This window comes from Deltaproteobacteria bacterium (assembly GCA_021737785.1).
In the GTDB taxonomy this organism is placed as follows: domain Bacteria; phylum Desulfobacterota; class DSM-4660; order Desulfatiglandales; family Desulfatiglandaceae; genus AUK324.
On sequence record JAIPDI010000030.1, the window covers coordinates 26,412 to 41,975 of the forward strand.

15 protein-coding genes are annotated in these 15,564 nt (G+C 55.9%); 6 read left to right on the plus strand and 9 right to left on the minus strand.

Translation table 11 applies throughout. The annotated features are described in order from the left end of the window. Positions 1-24 precede the first annotated feature (24 nt). From K9N21_15090 to K9N21_15115, 6 genes are all read right to left on the minus strand, one after another. Positions 25-666, minus strand: coding sequence for a hypothetical protein (locus K9N21_15090; GenBank protein ID MCF8145239.1), 642 nt, complete (start codon positions 664-666; stop codon positions 25-27). 74 nt (positions 667-740) lie between these two features. Then, positions 741-1,334, minus strand: a complete 594-nt coding sequence (locus K9N21_15095; GenBank protein MCF8145240.1) for a superoxide dismutase — start codon at positions 1,332-1,334, stop codon at positions 741-743. Further along, on the minus strand, positions 1,331-1,570 hold the full coding sequence (locus tag K9N21_15100) for a LapA family protein (GenBank protein ID MCF8145241.1): 240 nt from the start codon (positions 1,568-1,570) through the stop codon (positions 1,331-1,333). The genes K9N21_15095 and K9N21_15100 overlap by 4 nt, the downstream gene beginning before the upstream one ends. A gap of 71 nt (positions 1,571-1,641) precedes the next feature. Next, complete coding sequence (locus K9N21_15105; GenBank protein ID MCF8145242.1) at positions 1,642-2,097, minus strand: universal stress protein; 456 nt, start codon at positions 2,095-2,097, stop codon at positions 1,642-1,644. A 125-nt stretch (positions 2,098-2,222) separates the two neighbouring features. Next, positions 2,223-2,363, minus strand: coding sequence for a hypothetical protein (locus K9N21_15110; GenBank protein MCF8145243.1), 141 nt, complete (start codon positions 2,361-2,363; stop codon positions 2,223-2,225). Between the two features lie 81 nt (positions 2,364-2,444). Continuing rightward, positions 2,445-3,296 carry an OmpA family protein gene (locus K9N21_15115; GenBank protein MCF8145244.1) on the minus strand — a complete coding sequence of 284 codons (852 nt, stop codon included), beginning with the start codon at positions 3,294-3,296 and terminating at the stop codon, positions 2,445-2,447. A gap of 214 nt (positions 3,297-3,510) precedes the next feature. Here K9N21_15115 and K9N21_15120 point away from each other — a divergent pair, with 214 nt between their 5' ends. The 6 genes from K9N21_15120 (at position 3,511) to K9N21_15145 (ending at position 13,225) form a co-directional block, all read left to right on the plus strand. Further along, positions 3,511-4,131, plus strand: a complete 621-nt coding sequence (locus K9N21_15120) for a TetR/AcrR family transcriptional regulator (protein MCF8145245.1) — start codon at positions 3,511-3,513, stop codon at positions 4,129-4,131. 97 nt (positions 4,132-4,228) lie between these two features. After that, positions 4,229-6,361 (plus strand): SDR family NAD(P)-dependent oxidoreductase, encoded by a 2,133-nt coding sequence (locus K9N21_15125; protein MCF8145246.1) that lies wholly within the window; start codon positions 4,229-4,231, stop codon positions 6,359-6,361. Positions 6,362-6,490: 129 nt separating this feature from the next. Further along, the gene (locus K9N21_15130; protein ID MCF8145247.1) at positions 6,491-9,232 is read left to right on the plus strand and encodes an SDR family NAD(P)-dependent oxidoreductase; all 2,742 of its coding nucleotides are present in this window, start codon (positions 6,491-6,493) and stop codon (positions 9,230-9,232) included. A 237-nt stretch (positions 9,233-9,469) separates the two neighbouring features. Next, a complete protein-coding gene (locus tag K9N21_15135) occupies positions 9,470-10,678 on the plus strand; it encodes an acetyl-CoA acetyltransferase (protein MCF8145248.1) in 1,209 nt (402 codons plus the stop codon). Positions 10,679-10,754: 76 nt separating this feature from the next. Further along, entirely contained in the window at positions 10,755-12,761 is a 2,007-nt protein-coding gene (locus tag K9N21_15140) for an FAD-dependent oxidoreductase (GenBank protein MCF8145249.1), read from the plus strand. A gap of 263 nt (positions 12,762-13,024) precedes the next feature. Next, positions 13,025-13,225 carry a cold-shock protein gene (locus tag K9N21_15145; GenBank protein ID MCF8145250.1) on the plus strand — a complete coding sequence of 67 codons (201 nt, stop codon included), beginning with the start codon at positions 13,025-13,027 and terminating at the stop codon, positions 13,223-13,225. 128 nt (positions 13,226-13,353) lie between these two features. On the opposite strand, the gene K9N21_15150 is transcribed toward K9N21_15145, so the two are convergent. The 3 genes from K9N21_15150 to K9N21_15160 are packed head-to-tail and all read right to left on the minus strand — an operon-like array spanning position 13,354 to position 15,365. Beyond that, positions 13,354-14,520, minus strand: coding sequence for a 4Fe-4S binding protein (locus tag K9N21_15150; GenBank protein MCF8145251.1), 1,167 nt, complete (start codon positions 14,518-14,520; stop codon positions 13,354-13,356). Between the two features lie 58 nt (positions 14,521-14,578). Continuing rightward, positions 14,579-15,064, minus strand: coding sequence for a hypothetical protein (locus tag K9N21_15155; protein ID MCF8145252.1), 486 nt, complete (start codon positions 15,062-15,064; stop codon positions 14,579-14,581). Position 15,065: 1 nt separating this feature from the next. After that, positions 15,066-15,365 carry a UPF0175 family protein gene (locus tag K9N21_15160; GenBank protein ID MCF8145253.1) on the minus strand — a complete coding sequence of 100 codons (300 nt, stop codon included), beginning with the start codon at positions 15,363-15,365 and terminating at the stop codon, positions 15,066-15,068. Between the last annotated feature and the right edge of the window lie 199 nt (positions 15,366-15,564).

Genomic DNA, 15,564 nt, shown 5'->3' on the forward strand with positions numbered 1-15,564 from the left:
AGGTGTACGGCGTTGCGATCACTCTTATGATTCTTCCGGGGATGATCTTCTCCTGTCCCCCTTTTCCTCCGCAAACGATCGGATCGTTTCCGCTTTCTTTCTCAGCTCCAGATAATCCATGCGCAAACGCGAATTGGCTGCCCAGACCGACTCCATATATTCCCGTTCCTCTTCTGAAACCAGCCGAAGCGACAGCACCTCGGGCCTCTCGCGGATAACGCTACCGGCGGGCACTCTGGTAAAGGAGGGGAGTGTCACCAGTTTGGCAATGGCGCCCATCCCCAGCCACACGTGATCCTCGAGGGTGACCTTGTAGAGACAGGAGCGCAGGGACAGAAAGCACTCTCGTCCAATGATGCACGGCCCATGGATGGTCACGCCGTGGGCTACGGAAGTCTTGGGTCCGATGATTACCGAGGCGCCTGCATCGTTGTGGATAATGACGCCATCCTGGATGTTGACCTCCTCATCGACGACAATGGGTGCGACTTTCCCGTCCGGTCCGCGTTGATCAGCCCGGATAACGGTCAACGGCCCCACAAACACGTCCCTCTTAATCTCGACATGACCGATGATCTGGGCCGAAGGATCAATCAATGAGGTAGAATCAATTTTGGGAAAATCTCCTGCAAGGTTGGGGCGTATATTGTACGGCAACGATGTCATTTCTCTCCTCCAAGCTAGAGTTTGTGATCCTATTGGGTAACCCTGGGCCTCTCCGCCCAAAGTCCCCCAGTCCTCTATGCCAGATTGGACGCGACGAAATCCCAATTGACGAGGCTGTTGATAAACGCATCGAGATAGTCGCCGCGCCTGTTTTGATAGTCGAGATAGTAGGCATGTTCCCACACATCCGCCGTCAACAGAGGCCTCAGGCCACGGGCAACGGGGGTATCCGCGTTTGCTGTCTTCATAACCTCCAGCTTACCCTCTTTCAATATAAGCCATGCCCACCCGCTGCCGAACTGAGTCAGCGCGGCATCCTTGAACTTCTGAACAAAGGCATGGTAACTTCCGAAATCGGAGGTGATCTTTTCCCCTAAGGGTCCTGCAGGTTCGCCGCCCCCTTCGGGTTTCATGGATTGCCAGTAAAAGGTGTGGTTCCAGACCTGCGCCGCATTATTGAAAATGCCGGCTTGCTCGGGGCTGCCGGCTGTTTTCCGTATGATGGTTTCGAGAGTCTCGCCCATCAAATCGGTTCCTTCAAGGAGTTTATTCAAATTGGTGACATAGGTGTTATGATGCTTTCCATGGTGGAAATCCAAGGTCCTTACGCTGATATGCGGTTCAAGGGCATCCTTCTTATAAGGAAGATCGGGCAATGCAACCGTCATTTCTGTCTCCTTTTTACAAGTCGGCTATTTTTTGAATTAGCGCCGCCCTTTATGAGCATTGCAACGATGAGTCCCATGACGAATCCTCCCACTGCGGTCATTAACAGGAGCAGGACTATGGGCACCCCCCCGCTCAGCCAAAGAAAACGTATCTGGACAGGCGACGTGTTCTGAAAAATGACCACCACCAGTGCCATGGCCAGCACCAGAAGCGACACCAGCTTCGCTGTTTTCACCGGTTACCACCTCCTTTCCCTACATGCGGGACGTTTGGCTGCAGAATTCAGGTTTCCCCCGCTTTTCCATGTCACGAATGCCGATCCCGAATGGTGAGAACAGGCCGGGTGGCAAGCCGAACGACCTTTTCCGCGACCGAACCGAAGACAAGGCGTTTTATTCCCGTCTGCCCCCGGGTAGCGATGACGATGAGGTCCACCTCTTCATCCTCGGCCGTATGCACAATCTGATTGGCAGGATCGCCTAGAGGCAATATCCTTCGAACCAAAACCCCTTCAGGTATCCGCTTTTCAATTTGCTCCTCCATTGACTTCCTCGCCGATACCTCCATTGCCTGCTGATACTCCTGGACATTGAAGGCTGCCGGGCTGGTGTACTCCGTTGCAATAATGGGAATCGGTGCAACAACATGGATGACGATCAGTTCTGAGGAAAAGTGCACGGCCAGTTCAATGGCCACGTTCAACGCCTCAAAGGATGGATCGCTGAAATCCGTAGGACACAGAATTTTTTTCAAAGGCAACATGTGGACCTCCTTTCTTGGATGACAATGTGGGTAGAGAGGATAACTACAATGGCTCCTTATGAATGGTATCGATATCCGGCAAAGATTGCAAAAAGAAAAAGCGGATCTTTGCAGATTCAGGATATTCAGAGAAAACATCCGGCCAAGGGGGAATATTCTATTCCACATTCCCCATAGGCACGGCTCCCCTTCCCAACTCCCATTTTTGAGCTCGGGATTTCTGATTTTTCATCTTCCATGAATTCCGAAAAGAGCTTAAAATTCATCCGCACATTTCCGAGGGCCATCCGGAAAGCGACCGGCTGGAATGCGATGGTTTTCAACTTTCAATTGAGGCCAATTAGGGGTCAGATTTTTACCAGTTCAACCCGGCGGTTCTTGGCCCTTCCCGCTTCGGTGGCGTTGTCCGCAACAGGACGCGAGGCCCCATGACCGGCGGCCATAAGCCTCTCTTTTGCGATCCCCGCCCCGGTTAATGCACCCACCACCGCCTCAGCCCTGTCCCGGGAGAGCCTGCGATTGGCCTCGGCATCACCTGTGGAGTCGGTATGACCCTCAACCTTTACTCTGAGATCGGGATTTTCTTTCAACATTCCGACAATTTCCCTAATAACGGGGGATGCTGATTCATCCAAGACTGCGCTATTGGAAGCAAAGTTGATGTACACCGCGACGTGTCCATCCTTATCCAGTGCTTCAAGAAGCTCCCCGGCCTTCACCTCCTGCTTCATGTCGCCGGACTGGACCACGGTCAGCAGATAGGATTCTCCGCCATTATGAACCTGCACGACAATCCAGGTTTCCCGTCCATCTTTGATCAGGTGCATGACCGCCTTTTCCCGACCTTTTTCAACAACCTTCGCTCCGATCTGTTGCCCGGCGCTCACATGGTTCTTCACGATCTGATACGCCGACGGCGGGGACGCATCGTCCTTGATCCAATAGCTGATCCTTGTGGTCTGGCCCTCGACGGCCATTTCTTTTTCGTCATCACCCGCCGTAATTGTAAATTCAACCAGGTCGAAGTTGTGCTCGTAATTATCAATGTAAAAGTTCTTCATGCGCGAAAACAAAGGATGATCCTTGCTGTTTTCCACATCATCATTTGCCAATACAGGCTGCCCAACCGCAAAAACCGCCAGGACAAGACCCATACAGACCTTCAGGCCGAATCGTCTTCCAAAGTCAATGCATTTCACTTCACTATCCTCCTGTTTGCGATTTTTTTTGAGAAGGTCGGACTATAGAGAAACCCTGGGTATGCGTCAAGATAATATCTTTCGGCAAGATATGGGGGGCATCGCACCAGCTAGGATTTCATCATGGTCAAATTCCAATATTTTTTTCTTGACATTTTTCCGATCCTTGCATAGGGTTCCATCAAATGATGGAAACATGAATTGGAACAAACCGATGGTCACACCCTTAGAGAAGGCCCGCAAAGACCCGGATTCCATGAAGGCCAGGATACTGAAAGTGGCCCGGCGGATGTTCGGCGAGTACGGATATCACGGGACCACCACCCGGATGATCGCCCAGGAGGTGGGGATCGATATCTCCACGCTGTATTACCACTGGGGCGAAAAAGGCGATCTGTACGAGTCGGTGATCCTGGACATCAACACCGACCTCCGGAACCATCTGGCCCAGGTGGAAAAGGTCATTCACGGCCTGCCGCTGGCCAGAAGGATGGAGATTGCCATCGACAAGGTCACCGATTTTCTCTTTGAATGCCCCGAGATCTCCAATCTGATCCTGTTTCAATATTTCCGAAAAACCCGCAAGGAACCCAACCTGGACTTTCATGTCCCGGATGTCATATCGGATGTGGCCAGGTCCATGAACCTCTGCAGAGCGCACGATCCTGTCCCCACCGGGGCCTCCATGAAGGTTCTGGCCATGATGAATGCGATTTATAATTTCATTTCGGGTGAGGATTTCTTTCGGGAAATGCTCCAACTCAAAAGAGAGGAATATATCGACCGCTCAAAAGAGACCCTCAAGTTCATGCTCATCCCTGCATTTACAAACTGACGGACGGGGGTATACTGGAGAGATTGGAATGCCGTTTTTTGCGGCGATATGAACTGATGCTGGAATCAACCCAACTCAACATCAAGGAGGTGACAGGATGGCCCTCAACTTGGATGCCATCGGCAAGAAGATCGGCCCGGTGAGCAAGGACTATAACTGGAAAAACGTTGTGCTCTACGCCCTCGGTGTCGGCGCCGGGTTCGATGAATTGGAGTACTGCTACGAACATCAACTGAAGGTGATCCCCAGTTTTTCCATTGCCAGCGTGTTTGAGTTTCTGGCCGAGGTGGGGATGAGTTCCAATGCAGATCTTTCAGGGATCCTCCACGGCCAGCAGGATATCATCTTTCACAATCCCATCCCCACCGAGGGGACCCTTACCACCGAAGGCGTCATCACGAACATGTACGACAAGGGCCCCGGCAAAGGGGCCCTGGTGGTCGCAGAGGCCGACACCTATCATTCCAACGGCAGCAAGCTCTTTACCAATATATTTACCATCTTCTGCAGAAAAGACGGCGGCTTCGGCGGCGAACCGGGCCCCGGCACCGTATTTGAACTCCCGGACCGCGACCCTGATTTTGAGGAGCTGGCCCGGCCCACTCCGGATCAGCCGCTCCTCTACCGGCTCTCCGGCGATATCTTCCAGCTCCATGTGGACCCGGAGTTCGCCAGGGCCAGCGGCTTTGAAAAGCCGATCATGCACGGGCTCTGCACCCACGGATTCGCCTGCCGCGCGGTCATTAAGCACCTCTTTCCGGGAGAGCCGGAGCGGATGACCCGGTTTCATGTCAGGTTTTCCAAAACCCTTTATCCGGGCGTTCCCATGAAGACCCGGATCTGGAAGATAGACGAGGGAAAGGCCGTCTTTCAAACCCTCAATGCTGAAACCGGAGAGGTGGTCATCGACCAGGGCATTGTGGAATGGATCAGCCCTGAAGAGATGGCCCTGCGAAAGACCCGGGGGGGTATCCGCTTTGACGACCAGGTGGCGGTGGTGACCGGGGCCGGGGCGGGCCTGGGAAGGGTATATGCCCTTGAACTGGCCAAACGGGGGGCCAAGGTGGTGGTGAACGACCTGGGCGGCGCCCGGGATGGTTCGGGTGAAGGATCTTCATCGGCCGCCGACAGGGTGGTGGAAGAGATTCGAGGGGCCGGGGGCGAGGCCGTTGCCAACTACGACTCGGTGGCCACTCCCGAAGAGGGCCAGGCCATTGTGGATGCGGCCGTTAACGCCTTCGGCCGGATCGATATCCTGATCAACAACGCCGGGATCCTGCGGGACAAGACCCTGGTCAAGATGACGCCGGAGAACTGGCAGGCGGTCATGGACGTCCACCTCAACGGGGCCTACCATGTGACCCGGCCCGCCTTTATCCGAATGCGGGAAAACCGCTACGGCCGGATCATCCTGACCACATCCGCCGCCGGGCTATACGGAAATTTCGGCCAGACCAACTACTCATCGGCCAAGATGGGACTCCTGGGCCTGATGAACACGGCCAAACTGGAGGGGGACAAGCACAATATAAAGATCAACACCATTGCCCCGGTGGCGGCCACCCGGCTCACCGAGGATATCCTCCCCCCGGATCTCCTGGAGAAACTCAAACCCGAATTCGTCGCCCCCCTGGTCCTCTATCTTTCCTCCGACCGCTGTCCGGTAAACGGCGCCGTCTACAACGCAGGCATGGGATATTTCAACCGGGTCGCCATCGTCACCGGTCCGGGGACGGTCATCGGCAAGGAAGGAGAAATTCCTTCTCCTGAGGCCGTTGCCGCGGATATGGACAAGATCAAATCCCTCACCGGCGCAGAGGAATTTCCCAATGCCACGGCAGCCTTCGGCCCCCTCCTGGATGCCTTCAGCCCCAAGAAGAAGGAGACGGATGCTTCCCAAGAACCTAAGGGGCTGACCGTTGCAGGCATTTTTGAGGGCCTTCCCAATGCCTTTCAGGCAGACAAGGCCGCAGGCGTGGATGTGGTGTTCCAGTTTGACATCTCAGGGGGTGGTGGCGGCTCCTGGCATGCGACCATAAAAGACGGGACCTGTGAGGTGGCCGAAGGGTCCCATGCCAGTCCCACCACCACCATCAAGATGGCGGACGATGATTTCGTGAATCTGATCACCGGAAAGCTGAACGCCATGAGCGCCTTTACCGGCGGGAAACTCAAAATCGAAGGCGACCTCATGAAATCGCAGCTCATTGAAAAGCTGTTCAAGTTCTAAAGATTGAGGGATTGAGACATTTAGGAATTCGAGAATTGCCGGGCAGCAAAGCATAGGTGGTCGCCATGATTTTTTTAATCTTCCGCCTAACGCCTTGTGCCTTGCGCCTATTTTAAAGGAGGACCTTCCATGATCGGCATCACATCATACGGCGGCTATATCCCCAGGTTCCGGCTCGACCGGATGAGTATCTATCAGACAATGGGTTGGTTTGCGCCGGCCATCGTCATGGTGGCTCAGGGGGAGCGATCTTTCTGCAACTGGGACGAGGATGCCCTCACCATGGCCGTGGCAGCATCCAAAGACTGCCTTTCCGGGCAGGATAAATCCGGAGTGGATGGTCTGTTTTTATGTTCGACGACCCTCCCCTTTTCCGACAGGCTCAATGCCGGGATTGTCCAGACCGCCCTTAACCTCACCGAAAAGGTCCATGCAGCCGATGTCACATCCTGTCTGAGGGCCGGGACCACCGGACTGGTGGAGGCCCTCTCAGCGGTCAAGAGCGGCGACAGAAAGGGTGTGCTGGTGACGGCGACGGACAAGCGACTCACCAAGGCCGCCTATTTCTATGAGATGTGGTTCGGCGACGGGGCCGCCTCGCTCCTGGTGGGAGACACCGGCGTCATCGCAGAGCACCTCGGTTCCCATACGGTCACCCACGATTTCGTGGACCATTACCGGGGCACGGACCACCCCTACGACTATATGTGGGAAGAACGGTGGGTCCGGGACCTGGGATATTCCACCATCATCCCCGAGGCCGTCACCGGGCTGTTCGAGAAGCTTTCCATTACCATGGAAGATGTGGACAAGCTGGTCTTTCCCTGCTTTTTCAAGGCAGAGCACCGCAATATCGCCAGGAAACTGGGGGCCGCCCCTGAAAAGGTCATGGACAATCTTCACGAGGTGTGCGGCGAAACCGGTGCGGCCCATCCACTGGTGATGTTTGTGAATGCCCTGGAGGAGGCCCGGCCCGGGGACCGCATTCTGTTGGCCGGCTTCGGCCAGGGGTGCGACGCCCTCTACTTTCGGGTGACGGACGAGATCCTCAAGCTTCCGGCGCGAAAGGGGATCAAGGGATCCCTTGCCGGCAAAAAGCGGACCGATAATTATGCCAAGTACCTCAAGTTCAGGGACCTGATTCAGACGGAGATGGGGATCCGGGCGGAAGCCCCCACCCAGACCGCCATGACGGTCCTGTGGCGCAAACGGGACATGGTCACCGGCCTGGTGGGAGGAAAATGCACCCGATGCGGCACCCCGCAGTTTCCGAGGATGGACATCTGCGTCAATCCAAAATGCCACGCGGTCCATACCCAGGAACCCTATGAGTTTTCAAGCGTGCCCGCCCGTATCAAGAGTTTCACCGGCGATCTCCTGGCGGTATCGGTGGACCCCCCGGCCATTTACGGCATGGTCCAGTTCGAGGGGGGCGGCCGGCTCATGGCGGATTTCAGCGACTGCGAGCTCTCGGATCTCCGTGTCGGGCAACAGGTGGACATGTCCTTCAGGCGGCGCTATACAGACCGGGGGCGCGGCTTCAGCGGCTATTTCTGGAAGGCGGTGCCCGTCCCGGAAGCCAAAGAAGAAGGAACTAAGACGGTGGAAGCCATCCGTTTTGACGACCAGGTGGCGGTGGTGACCGGGGCCGGGGCGGGTCTGGGAAGGGTATATGCCCTTGAACTGGCCAAACGGGGGGCCAAGGTGGTGGTGAACGACCTGGGCGGCGCCCGGGACGGTTCAGGTGAAGGATCTTCATCTGCCGCCGACAGGGTGGTGGAAGAGATTCGAGGGGCCGGGGGCGAGGCCGTTGCCAGCTACGACTCGGTAGCCACTCCCGAAGGGGGCCAGGCCATTGTGGATGCGGCCGTTAACGCCTTCGGACGGATCGATATCCTGATCAACAACGCCGGGATCCTGCGGGACAAGACCCTGGTCAAGATGACGCCGGAAAACTGGCGGGCGGTCATGGACGTCCACCTCAACGGGGCCTACCATGTGACCCGGCCCGCCTTTATCCGGATGCGGGAAAACCGGTACGGCCGGATCATCCTGACCACTTCGGCCGCCGGGCTATACGGCAACTTCGGCCAGACCAACTACTCATCGGCCAAGATGGGACTCCTGGGCCTGATGAACACGGCCAAACTGGAGGGGGACAAGCACAACATAAAGATCAACACCATTGCCCCGGTGGCGGCCACCCGGCTCACCGAGGATATCCTCCCCCCGGATTTCCTGGAGAAACTCAAACCCGAATTCGTCGCCCCCCTGGTTCTTTACCTCTGCTCGCACGGGTGTAATGAACAGGGGATGATCTTCAATGCCGGAATGGGGTACTTCAACCGGGCGGTGATCGTTACGGCCGCAGGCACCCTGGTGGGCGACGGGAAATCCGTTCCCACATTGGAAGACATCCACCGGCACTGGGATGAGATTAACGATCCTTCAGGGGCAGAAGAATTCCCCAATGCCACGGCCGCATTCGGTCCCATGCTGGATGCCTTCAGCCCCAAGAAGACAGCGGCGAGTGCTTCCCAAGAGCCCAAAGGTCTGACCGTTGCAGACATTTTTAAGGGACTTCCCGGGGCCTTTCAGGCGGACAAGGCCGCGGGTGTGGATGTGGTGTTCCAGTTCGACATCTCAGGAAGCGGCGGCGGCTCCTGGTACGTGACCGTAAAAGACGGGACCTGCGAGGTGGCCGAAGGGTCCCACGCCGGCCCCACAACCACCATCAAGATGGGGGATGACGATTTCGTAAAGCTGATCACCGGGAAGCTGAACGCCATGAGCGCCTTTACCGGCGGGAAACTCAAAATCGAAGGCGACCTCATGAAGTCGCAGCTCATTGAAAAGCTGTTCAAGTTTTGATGCCGGAGGCTGGTTACTGGATACTGGATGCTGGATGCCGGTCACTTTCAGGTTTTTGATCTTTTCTGCTTTTCAACTTTAGGCATTTTAGGCACGTTAGATCACTTTAGGCACTTTACATGATGGAATTGCTGAGAGAGGATAGAGAAGTCACTCCAATTTCTTACCTTGCGCCTTGCGCCTCGTGCCTTATACCTTTATTCACTTATTAGTTACTTACTTTAAGGAGGACTCGCTATGGCCACAGGAATCAGAGACAAGGTGGCGATTATCGGCATGGGCTGCACCCGTTTCGGCGAAAGATGGGATATGGGCGCTGAGGAACTGATGGTGGAGGCCTTCACAGAATGCCTGGAAGATGCCGGAATAGAGACATCGGAGATCGAGGCCGCCTGGCTCGGCACCTGCCTTGAAGAGGTGAACGTGGGCAAGAGCGCCCTCCCCCTCTCCACAACCCTCAGACTCCCCTTTATACCGGTCACCCGGACCGAAAATTACTGTGCCAGCGGCACCGAGGCCTTTCGGGGGGCGGTGTATGCGGTGGCATCCGGGGCCTATGACATCTGTCTGGCACTGGGCGTGGAAAAGCTCAAGGACACGGGCTACGGGGGCCTCCCCAATCCCGGCTCCAATTTCGGATCCCTCAACTGGCTCTGGTATCCCAACATGACCGCACCGGGGGTCTTTGCCCTGCTGGCCACGGCCTATGCGGCCAAACATCATGTCTCTGATCAGGATCTCAAGCGGGCCATGGCCCAGATTTCCGTAAAGAGCCACGAAAACGGGGTACTCAACCCCAAGGCCCATTTGCGCAAGGCCGTCACCATCGACCAGGTCATGGCCGCCCCGATCATTGCCCATCCCCTCGGCCTGTTCGACTGCTGCGGCGTGAGCGACGGGTCGGCCTGCGCCATCGTCACTACGGTGGAAAAGGCCAGGGATATGGGGATCAAGAACCCGGTCACGGTCAAGGCCCTGCAGCTGGCCCTCAGCAACGGCGAAGAGATGGGATTTGACGAGTGGGACGGCGATCATTTCATGACCACGGACCAATGCAGCACCAGGGCCTACAAGGAGGCCGGCATCACCAATCCCCGTGAAGAGATCAGCATGATGGAGCTGCACGACTGCTTCTCCATTACCGAACTGGTCACCTATGAGGACCTCCACATCTCTGAGAGGGGCAAGGCATGGGAGGATGTACTGGAGGGTTTTTATAACCGCGACGGCCGGATTCCGGCACAGGTGGACGGGGGGCTGAAGTGCTTCGGCCATCCGATCGGGGCCTCAGGGCTCAGGATGCTGTATGAGATGTACCTCCAGCTCCTGGGGAGGGCCGGGGATCGACAGATCGCAAATCCCCGTTATGGCCTGACCCATAATCTGGGTGGATTTCCACCCCAGAATGTGTGCAGCATCGCCATTATCGGGCTGGGAGAGGGGTAGTGAAAATTGAATATTGAATACTGAATAATTTTTAACAATGTGCTGTGACTATCAACAAGCCTGTTAAGGGGGAGCCATGGAGATCAAAAAACTCTTCGAGCCGATTACCATCAACAAACTCACCATAAAGAACCGGATCGTCATGCCTTCCATGGGGCTCGCCTACAGCACCGATTATTCCTTTAATGACCGCTATCGGGCCTTTTATCGGGAACGGGCCCTGGGGGACGTGGGACTTCTGACCATCGGACCGGTGGCCATCGACCGGGTGGGGAGCGCACCGTTCATGCCCGGGCTCTTTGACGACAGCCACATCGCGCCCTTGCGAAAGTTTATCGATCAACTGCACCAGGAAACAGACGTCCGGATCGCGACCCAGCTCATTCACATGGGCCGCTATACCTTCTCCGCCCTGACAGGAGTGCAGCCCATAGCGCCTTCCCCTATCCCCAGCACGCTGACCCGTGAGACCCCGAGGGAGATGACCCTGGAAGACATCGAAACCGTGCGGACGGCCTATGTCCGGGCCGCGGGCCGGGCAGTGGAAGCGGGATTTGACTTCATAGAAATCCTGGCATGCACCGGGTATCTCATCAGTGAATTTCTCTCCCCCGTTACCAATAAACGCACTGACCAATACGGGGGCGGTATCGAGAACCGGATGCGGTTCGGCCTGGAGATCATTGAGGCGGTGAGGGAGACTGTCGGTCAGGACCTGGCCATCGGGATCCGGATCGCCGGCAACGACTTTATGAAGGGCGGTCATACCAACCGGGAGTCGGCCCGATTTGCCGCAGAGGCTGAGAAGGCAGGGGTTGATGCCGTCAACGTGACCGGCGGCTGGCACGAGACCCGGATACCGCAGCTCACCTCCAATGTCCCCCCCGGGGCCTTTATCTATCTCTCCCGCGGCATCAAAAACAGTGTCTCCGTTCCGGTCTTTGCCTCCAATCGGCTGGGCGATCCCTATGTTGCAGAACGGGCGCTCCGGTCCGGGGCCTGCGACATGATCTGCTGGGGAAGGCCCCTGATCGCCGACCCGGAGCTTCCCCGTAAGGTCAGGGAGGGCCGGTTTAATGAGATCATCCCCTGCATTGCCTGCAATCAGGGGTGTTTTGATTCCATATTCGCCGGCGTGCCCGTGACCTGCATCCTCAACCCGAGGGCCGGAAACGAGACAATATTTGAAATAGAAAAGACGGCTTCGCCCAAAACCATCATGGTGGCCGGCGGGGGCCCGGCAGGCATGGAGTTCGCACTCACTGCCGCCCAAAGGGGTCACCATGTGATGCTCTATGAAAAGGAGAACCAACTGGGCGGACAGGTGAATCTGGCCATGAAACCTCCTGGTAAGCAGGAATTCCATCGGCTCATCGACAGTATGGCCGCAAGGATGGCCCATGCGGGCGTCACGGTCCATCTCAATACGCCCCTGACACCGGCAATGGTAAAAGAGAAAAGGCCGGATCTCCTGGTGGTGGCCTCGGGCGCCAGACCCGTTCGCATCCAGGTGCCGGGCATCGATAACCCCCATGTGGTGGACGCCTGGGATGTCCTGGCTGAAAAGACCTGGAACATCGGACAAGATGTGGTGGTGGTGGGAGGCAATGCCACCGGCTGCGAAACCGCCCTTTTCGTGGCGGAAATGGGTGTCCCCGACCCCGAGACCTTTACCTTTCTGATGCATCACTCGGCCGAGGATCGGGACACTGCCGCTGAACTCCTGCACACGCCCGGAAGAAAGGTGACCGTCATCGATATGGTCCCCCGCCTCGCCGACAATGCGGGCCGCACCGCCCGGTGGTCCCTCATCAAGAGCCTGAAGCTCATGGGCGTCACCCTCCATCCCAAAACCACCCTTCTCAAAATCAGGGAGGATTCGGTCGTGGTGAAGAGAGAAGACCAAGAGACTGTCCTCCCGGCCGACACCGTTATCCTGGCGGTCGGGGCCGGGGCCGTCGACGATCTGGTCCGGGAGGTTGAAGGATCGGGAATCCAGGTGATCGCCATCGGTGATGCCAAGGCCCCCAGAAAGATCACCGAGGCGGTGAGGGAAGGGTTTGAAGCGGCCTTGACCATCTGAAGCAATTGCAATCCGCTGTTTTGGGGGCTCGGCCAAAGGCCTCCGGCCTGTGAATATCTGTGTTGAAAAATTGTGGTGACGGGCATAAAAAAAGAATTTATTTTGCTTGATTTTTATCAAACGCCGGATGTATCATGTATGCAATTGTAATAAGTCCGTTCTTAGTTTTTTGGCGGGCAGGTTGTGTTCTAAAGGGAAGATCCATTTAACAAAGTGGCAACCCGAGTTTAGAACCACAAAACTTGTGAAAGGAGGGTGCCACGATGGCTACCGGAACTGTTAAATGGTTCAATAACAAAAAAGGTTTTGGCTTCATCGAACAGGAAGATGGTCCGGATGTATTTGTTCACTTCTCAGGGATCAAATCGTCTGGGTTCAAATCGCTTGAAGAGGGCGACCGGGTTAACTTTGACATAGAGCAGGGTCAGAAAGGACCTGCCGCTGTCAATGTAACCGTGGTCTAATCCGAGATCTACCGACAGAGAAAAGGCATTTCATCCCATCGGGGTGAAATGCCTTTTTTTTTGACCGGGGCTCTCCTTCAGCCGTGACTGATTCAACGGCATCGCCTCATGACAGCAGAGGTGGGACCTCAGGCAGAAGGGCGGAGCCTGGGCGGAAGCACCATCACTTTTCGCAACCCCTCTTGCAGCGATATGGCCTCCTCAGGGCAAAAACGGGCGCAGATACCGCACCCGAAGCATGCCTTTTCATCGCGCTCGGCCGTTCCCTCGTCATTGATCCGGATCGCGTCGGTGGGGCATCGATCCGCACAGATCCCGCATCCTGAGCAGAGATCCGGATCGATGACCGAAAGGTAATAGGTGGAATTGATCAATGGAAATGCGCCGTCCCGCCAGAGGTTCAAGGTATCGCAGCAGTCCTTACAGCAGTTACAGATGCTGGTCTCGGGCCGTGAGACATTGGAACCGGGATGAAAGGCCTTGTGAACCAGGCCTGCCTCCTCTGCTTCCCTCATGATCCGGCGAGCCTCTTCTTTGGTGACACTGCGGCTGAACCCCTGGGCAACTGTATGACGGGCGGACTTCCCGAAGGTAAAACAGTTGAGCGTCGGCGCATCGGTGGCGCAGGGATTGCCGAGTACCTTCTGGCGCTGCCGGCAAAAACAATACCCCACTGCAATCTCATCGAATTTGTCGATGATCTCATCCACTGACTGGCTCGGAAGAACAAACTCCTCGGGGACCTCAACCCGTTTATCAAGAGGAATAATCCGAATCGTTTTTCCATTATCCGACACCCGGGAAGGTACGGTACGGTCCACCGGCGGGGCGGACTGAAGCATCGGCACCACATGATCATAGTTGGCCTGGACCTGATCTCTGACCTCGTCCAAGAGGGTCTGAAACAGGTGGGCCAGCTCCCCCTCTTTCTCATCGCCCGTCAGTTCGGTCATGAATTTGTATTCCATCAAACCGACGGTCATGAGCGGAAGCAGCCGATAGACCATCATTCCGGCCGAATTGGGCTGGTTAAAGACAAGCCCCTTTCGCGCAAGGCGTGTGGCGAGAGAATCGACCTTTTCCCGGGAAAACCCGCTTGACAGGGCTAATTCCTCCAGTGTCTGGGAGGCCTTTTGGCTGAAGGCACAGATCAGATCCAGCTCATCTTCCTCGTCTTCAATCACATGTTTCATAATGGACAGGGTGGTATCGTTCACCGGAAACGGGAACATCCCCTGTCTGCACACCACCGCGGCCGCAGCCCTGTATTTTTCCTCCAACGCGTTTTCAGACATCTTTTTCCTCCCTCCTTATCAATGTGACAATCCCGACTGTGCTGCCAGTGCGGTCTTTTTAAAGGAGTTCTTTTCGCACTGCATGATAAACAAGCGTACTAATTCTGAAGGCGTGTTCTTCCACAAGCCGTTCAAACAACTCCATGGCCCTTTCCGCCGACAGGATGGATCTCCTCTTGGCGTGAATAAGGGTCCCGAGCGTCCCGATCACCCGAAATCCTTCGAGCACCGCCACTCTCCTCAACAGCCGATCATCTGACAGAATCACGTCGGCATGCTCCTGATAAGCCAGCGTCAGGACGCAGTTGTCCGCCAAACTGAGCCCCGTTGCGTAGATGTGCGGCATGGCCACATCCACAACGTTGCAGACGGGAAGAAATGTCCTCAGCAATCGTTCTTCGTCAGGGGGAACAGGAGGACCCAGGATTTCATTTTCAACGACCGAAGGGATCAGAATCCGCGCTTCGAACACATCGGTTATCAAACCAAGCTGACGGATCTTGGCAAGAAAAATGATAGGCGCTGCATCCGCAACCAGGTCCATATCACCACGCTTCCACGTCTCTCTCGAGTTCTCTTGTGTCGTAATTGAGGTCTATGCCTTCCTCTGGCAGCCGTAGCAACATATCCCTCAGGCTCAGACCGGCGGTCTCGGCAGCCCGTGAAAGGGTAATGGTTCCCTGACGATATGCACGAAGCGCCCTTTCGGTCTGGATATCTGTGTACCCCTTGCGGATAAGCTGTTTGAGAAGCGACCCACGGTCAAGACCCAGTTCCCCTGCGAGCGCATCGATTTTCTCAGCTTCGTCTTTTTCCAGCCTTGCAGAAAGCGTTATTGTGCCCATGCTTGTATACACCTCCTCATTTTGCATACAGTAAATCAGGCGACATCATAAGTCAATCAGAAGATGCTGTGGTTTTCTGCGAATAATATCCTGCCGTGAGCTTTCGCGGTTCGGCAATATGATGCGCACGCTCCTCTGTGAGTTCCACATTGTCATCGAGGTAAGGGCAGAAATAACGACTCATCTATGACCTCCGTTC

What these genes read in the sequence shown, in the direction of transcription:
- K9N21_15130 (MCF8145247.1), top strand. Translation starts at nt 6,491, where the DNA reads ATGATCGGCATCACATCATACGGCGGCTATATCCCCAGGTTCCGGCTC.
- K9N21_15160 (MCF8145253.1), bottom strand. Translation starts at nt 15,365, where the DNA reads ATGGGCACAATAACGCTTTCTGCAAGGCTGGAAAAAGACGAAGCTGAG.
- K9N21_15150 (MCF8145251.1), bottom strand. Translation starts at nt 14,520, where the DNA reads ATGTCTGAAAACGCGTTGGAGGAAAAATACAGGGCTGCGGCCGCGGTG.
- K9N21_15120 (MCF8145245.1), top strand. Translation starts at nt 3,511, where the DNA reads ATGGTCACACCCTTAGAGAAGGCCCGCAAAGACCCGGATTCCATGAAG.
- K9N21_15105 (MCF8145242.1), bottom strand. Translation starts at nt 2,097, where the DNA reads ATGTTGCCTTTGAAAAAAATTCTGTGTCCTACGGATTTCAGCGATCCA.
- K9N21_15090 (MCF8145239.1), bottom strand. Translation starts at nt 666, where the DNA reads ATGACATCGTTGCCGTACAATATACGCCCCAACCTTGCAGGAGATTTT.
- K9N21_15125 (MCF8145246.1), top strand. Translation starts at nt 4,229, where the DNA reads ATGGCCCTCAACTTGGATGCCATCGGCAAGAAGATCGGCCCGGTGAGC.
- K9N21_15155 (MCF8145252.1), bottom strand. Translation starts at nt 15,064, where the DNA reads ATGGACCTGGTTGCGGATGCAGCGCCTATCATTTTTCTTGCCAAGATC.
- K9N21_15110 (MCF8145243.1), bottom strand. Translation starts at nt 2,363, where the DNA reads ATGAATTTTAAGCTCTTTTCGGAATTCATGGAAGATGAAAAATCAGAA.
- K9N21_15145 (MCF8145250.1), top strand. Translation starts at nt 13,025, where the DNA reads ATGGCTACCGGAACTGTTAAATGGTTCAATAACAAAAAAGGTTTTGGC.
- K9N21_15135 (MCF8145248.1), top strand. Translation starts at nt 9,470, where the DNA reads ATGGCCACAGGAATCAGAGACAAGGTGGCGATTATCGGCATGGGCTGC.
- K9N21_15140 (MCF8145249.1), top strand. Translation starts at nt 10,755, where the DNA reads ATGGAGATCAAAAAACTCTTCGAGCCGATTACCATCAACAAACTCACC.
- K9N21_15095 (MCF8145240.1), bottom strand. Translation starts at nt 1,334, where the DNA reads ATGACGGTTGCATTGCCCGATCTTCCTTATAAGAAGGATGCCCTTGAA.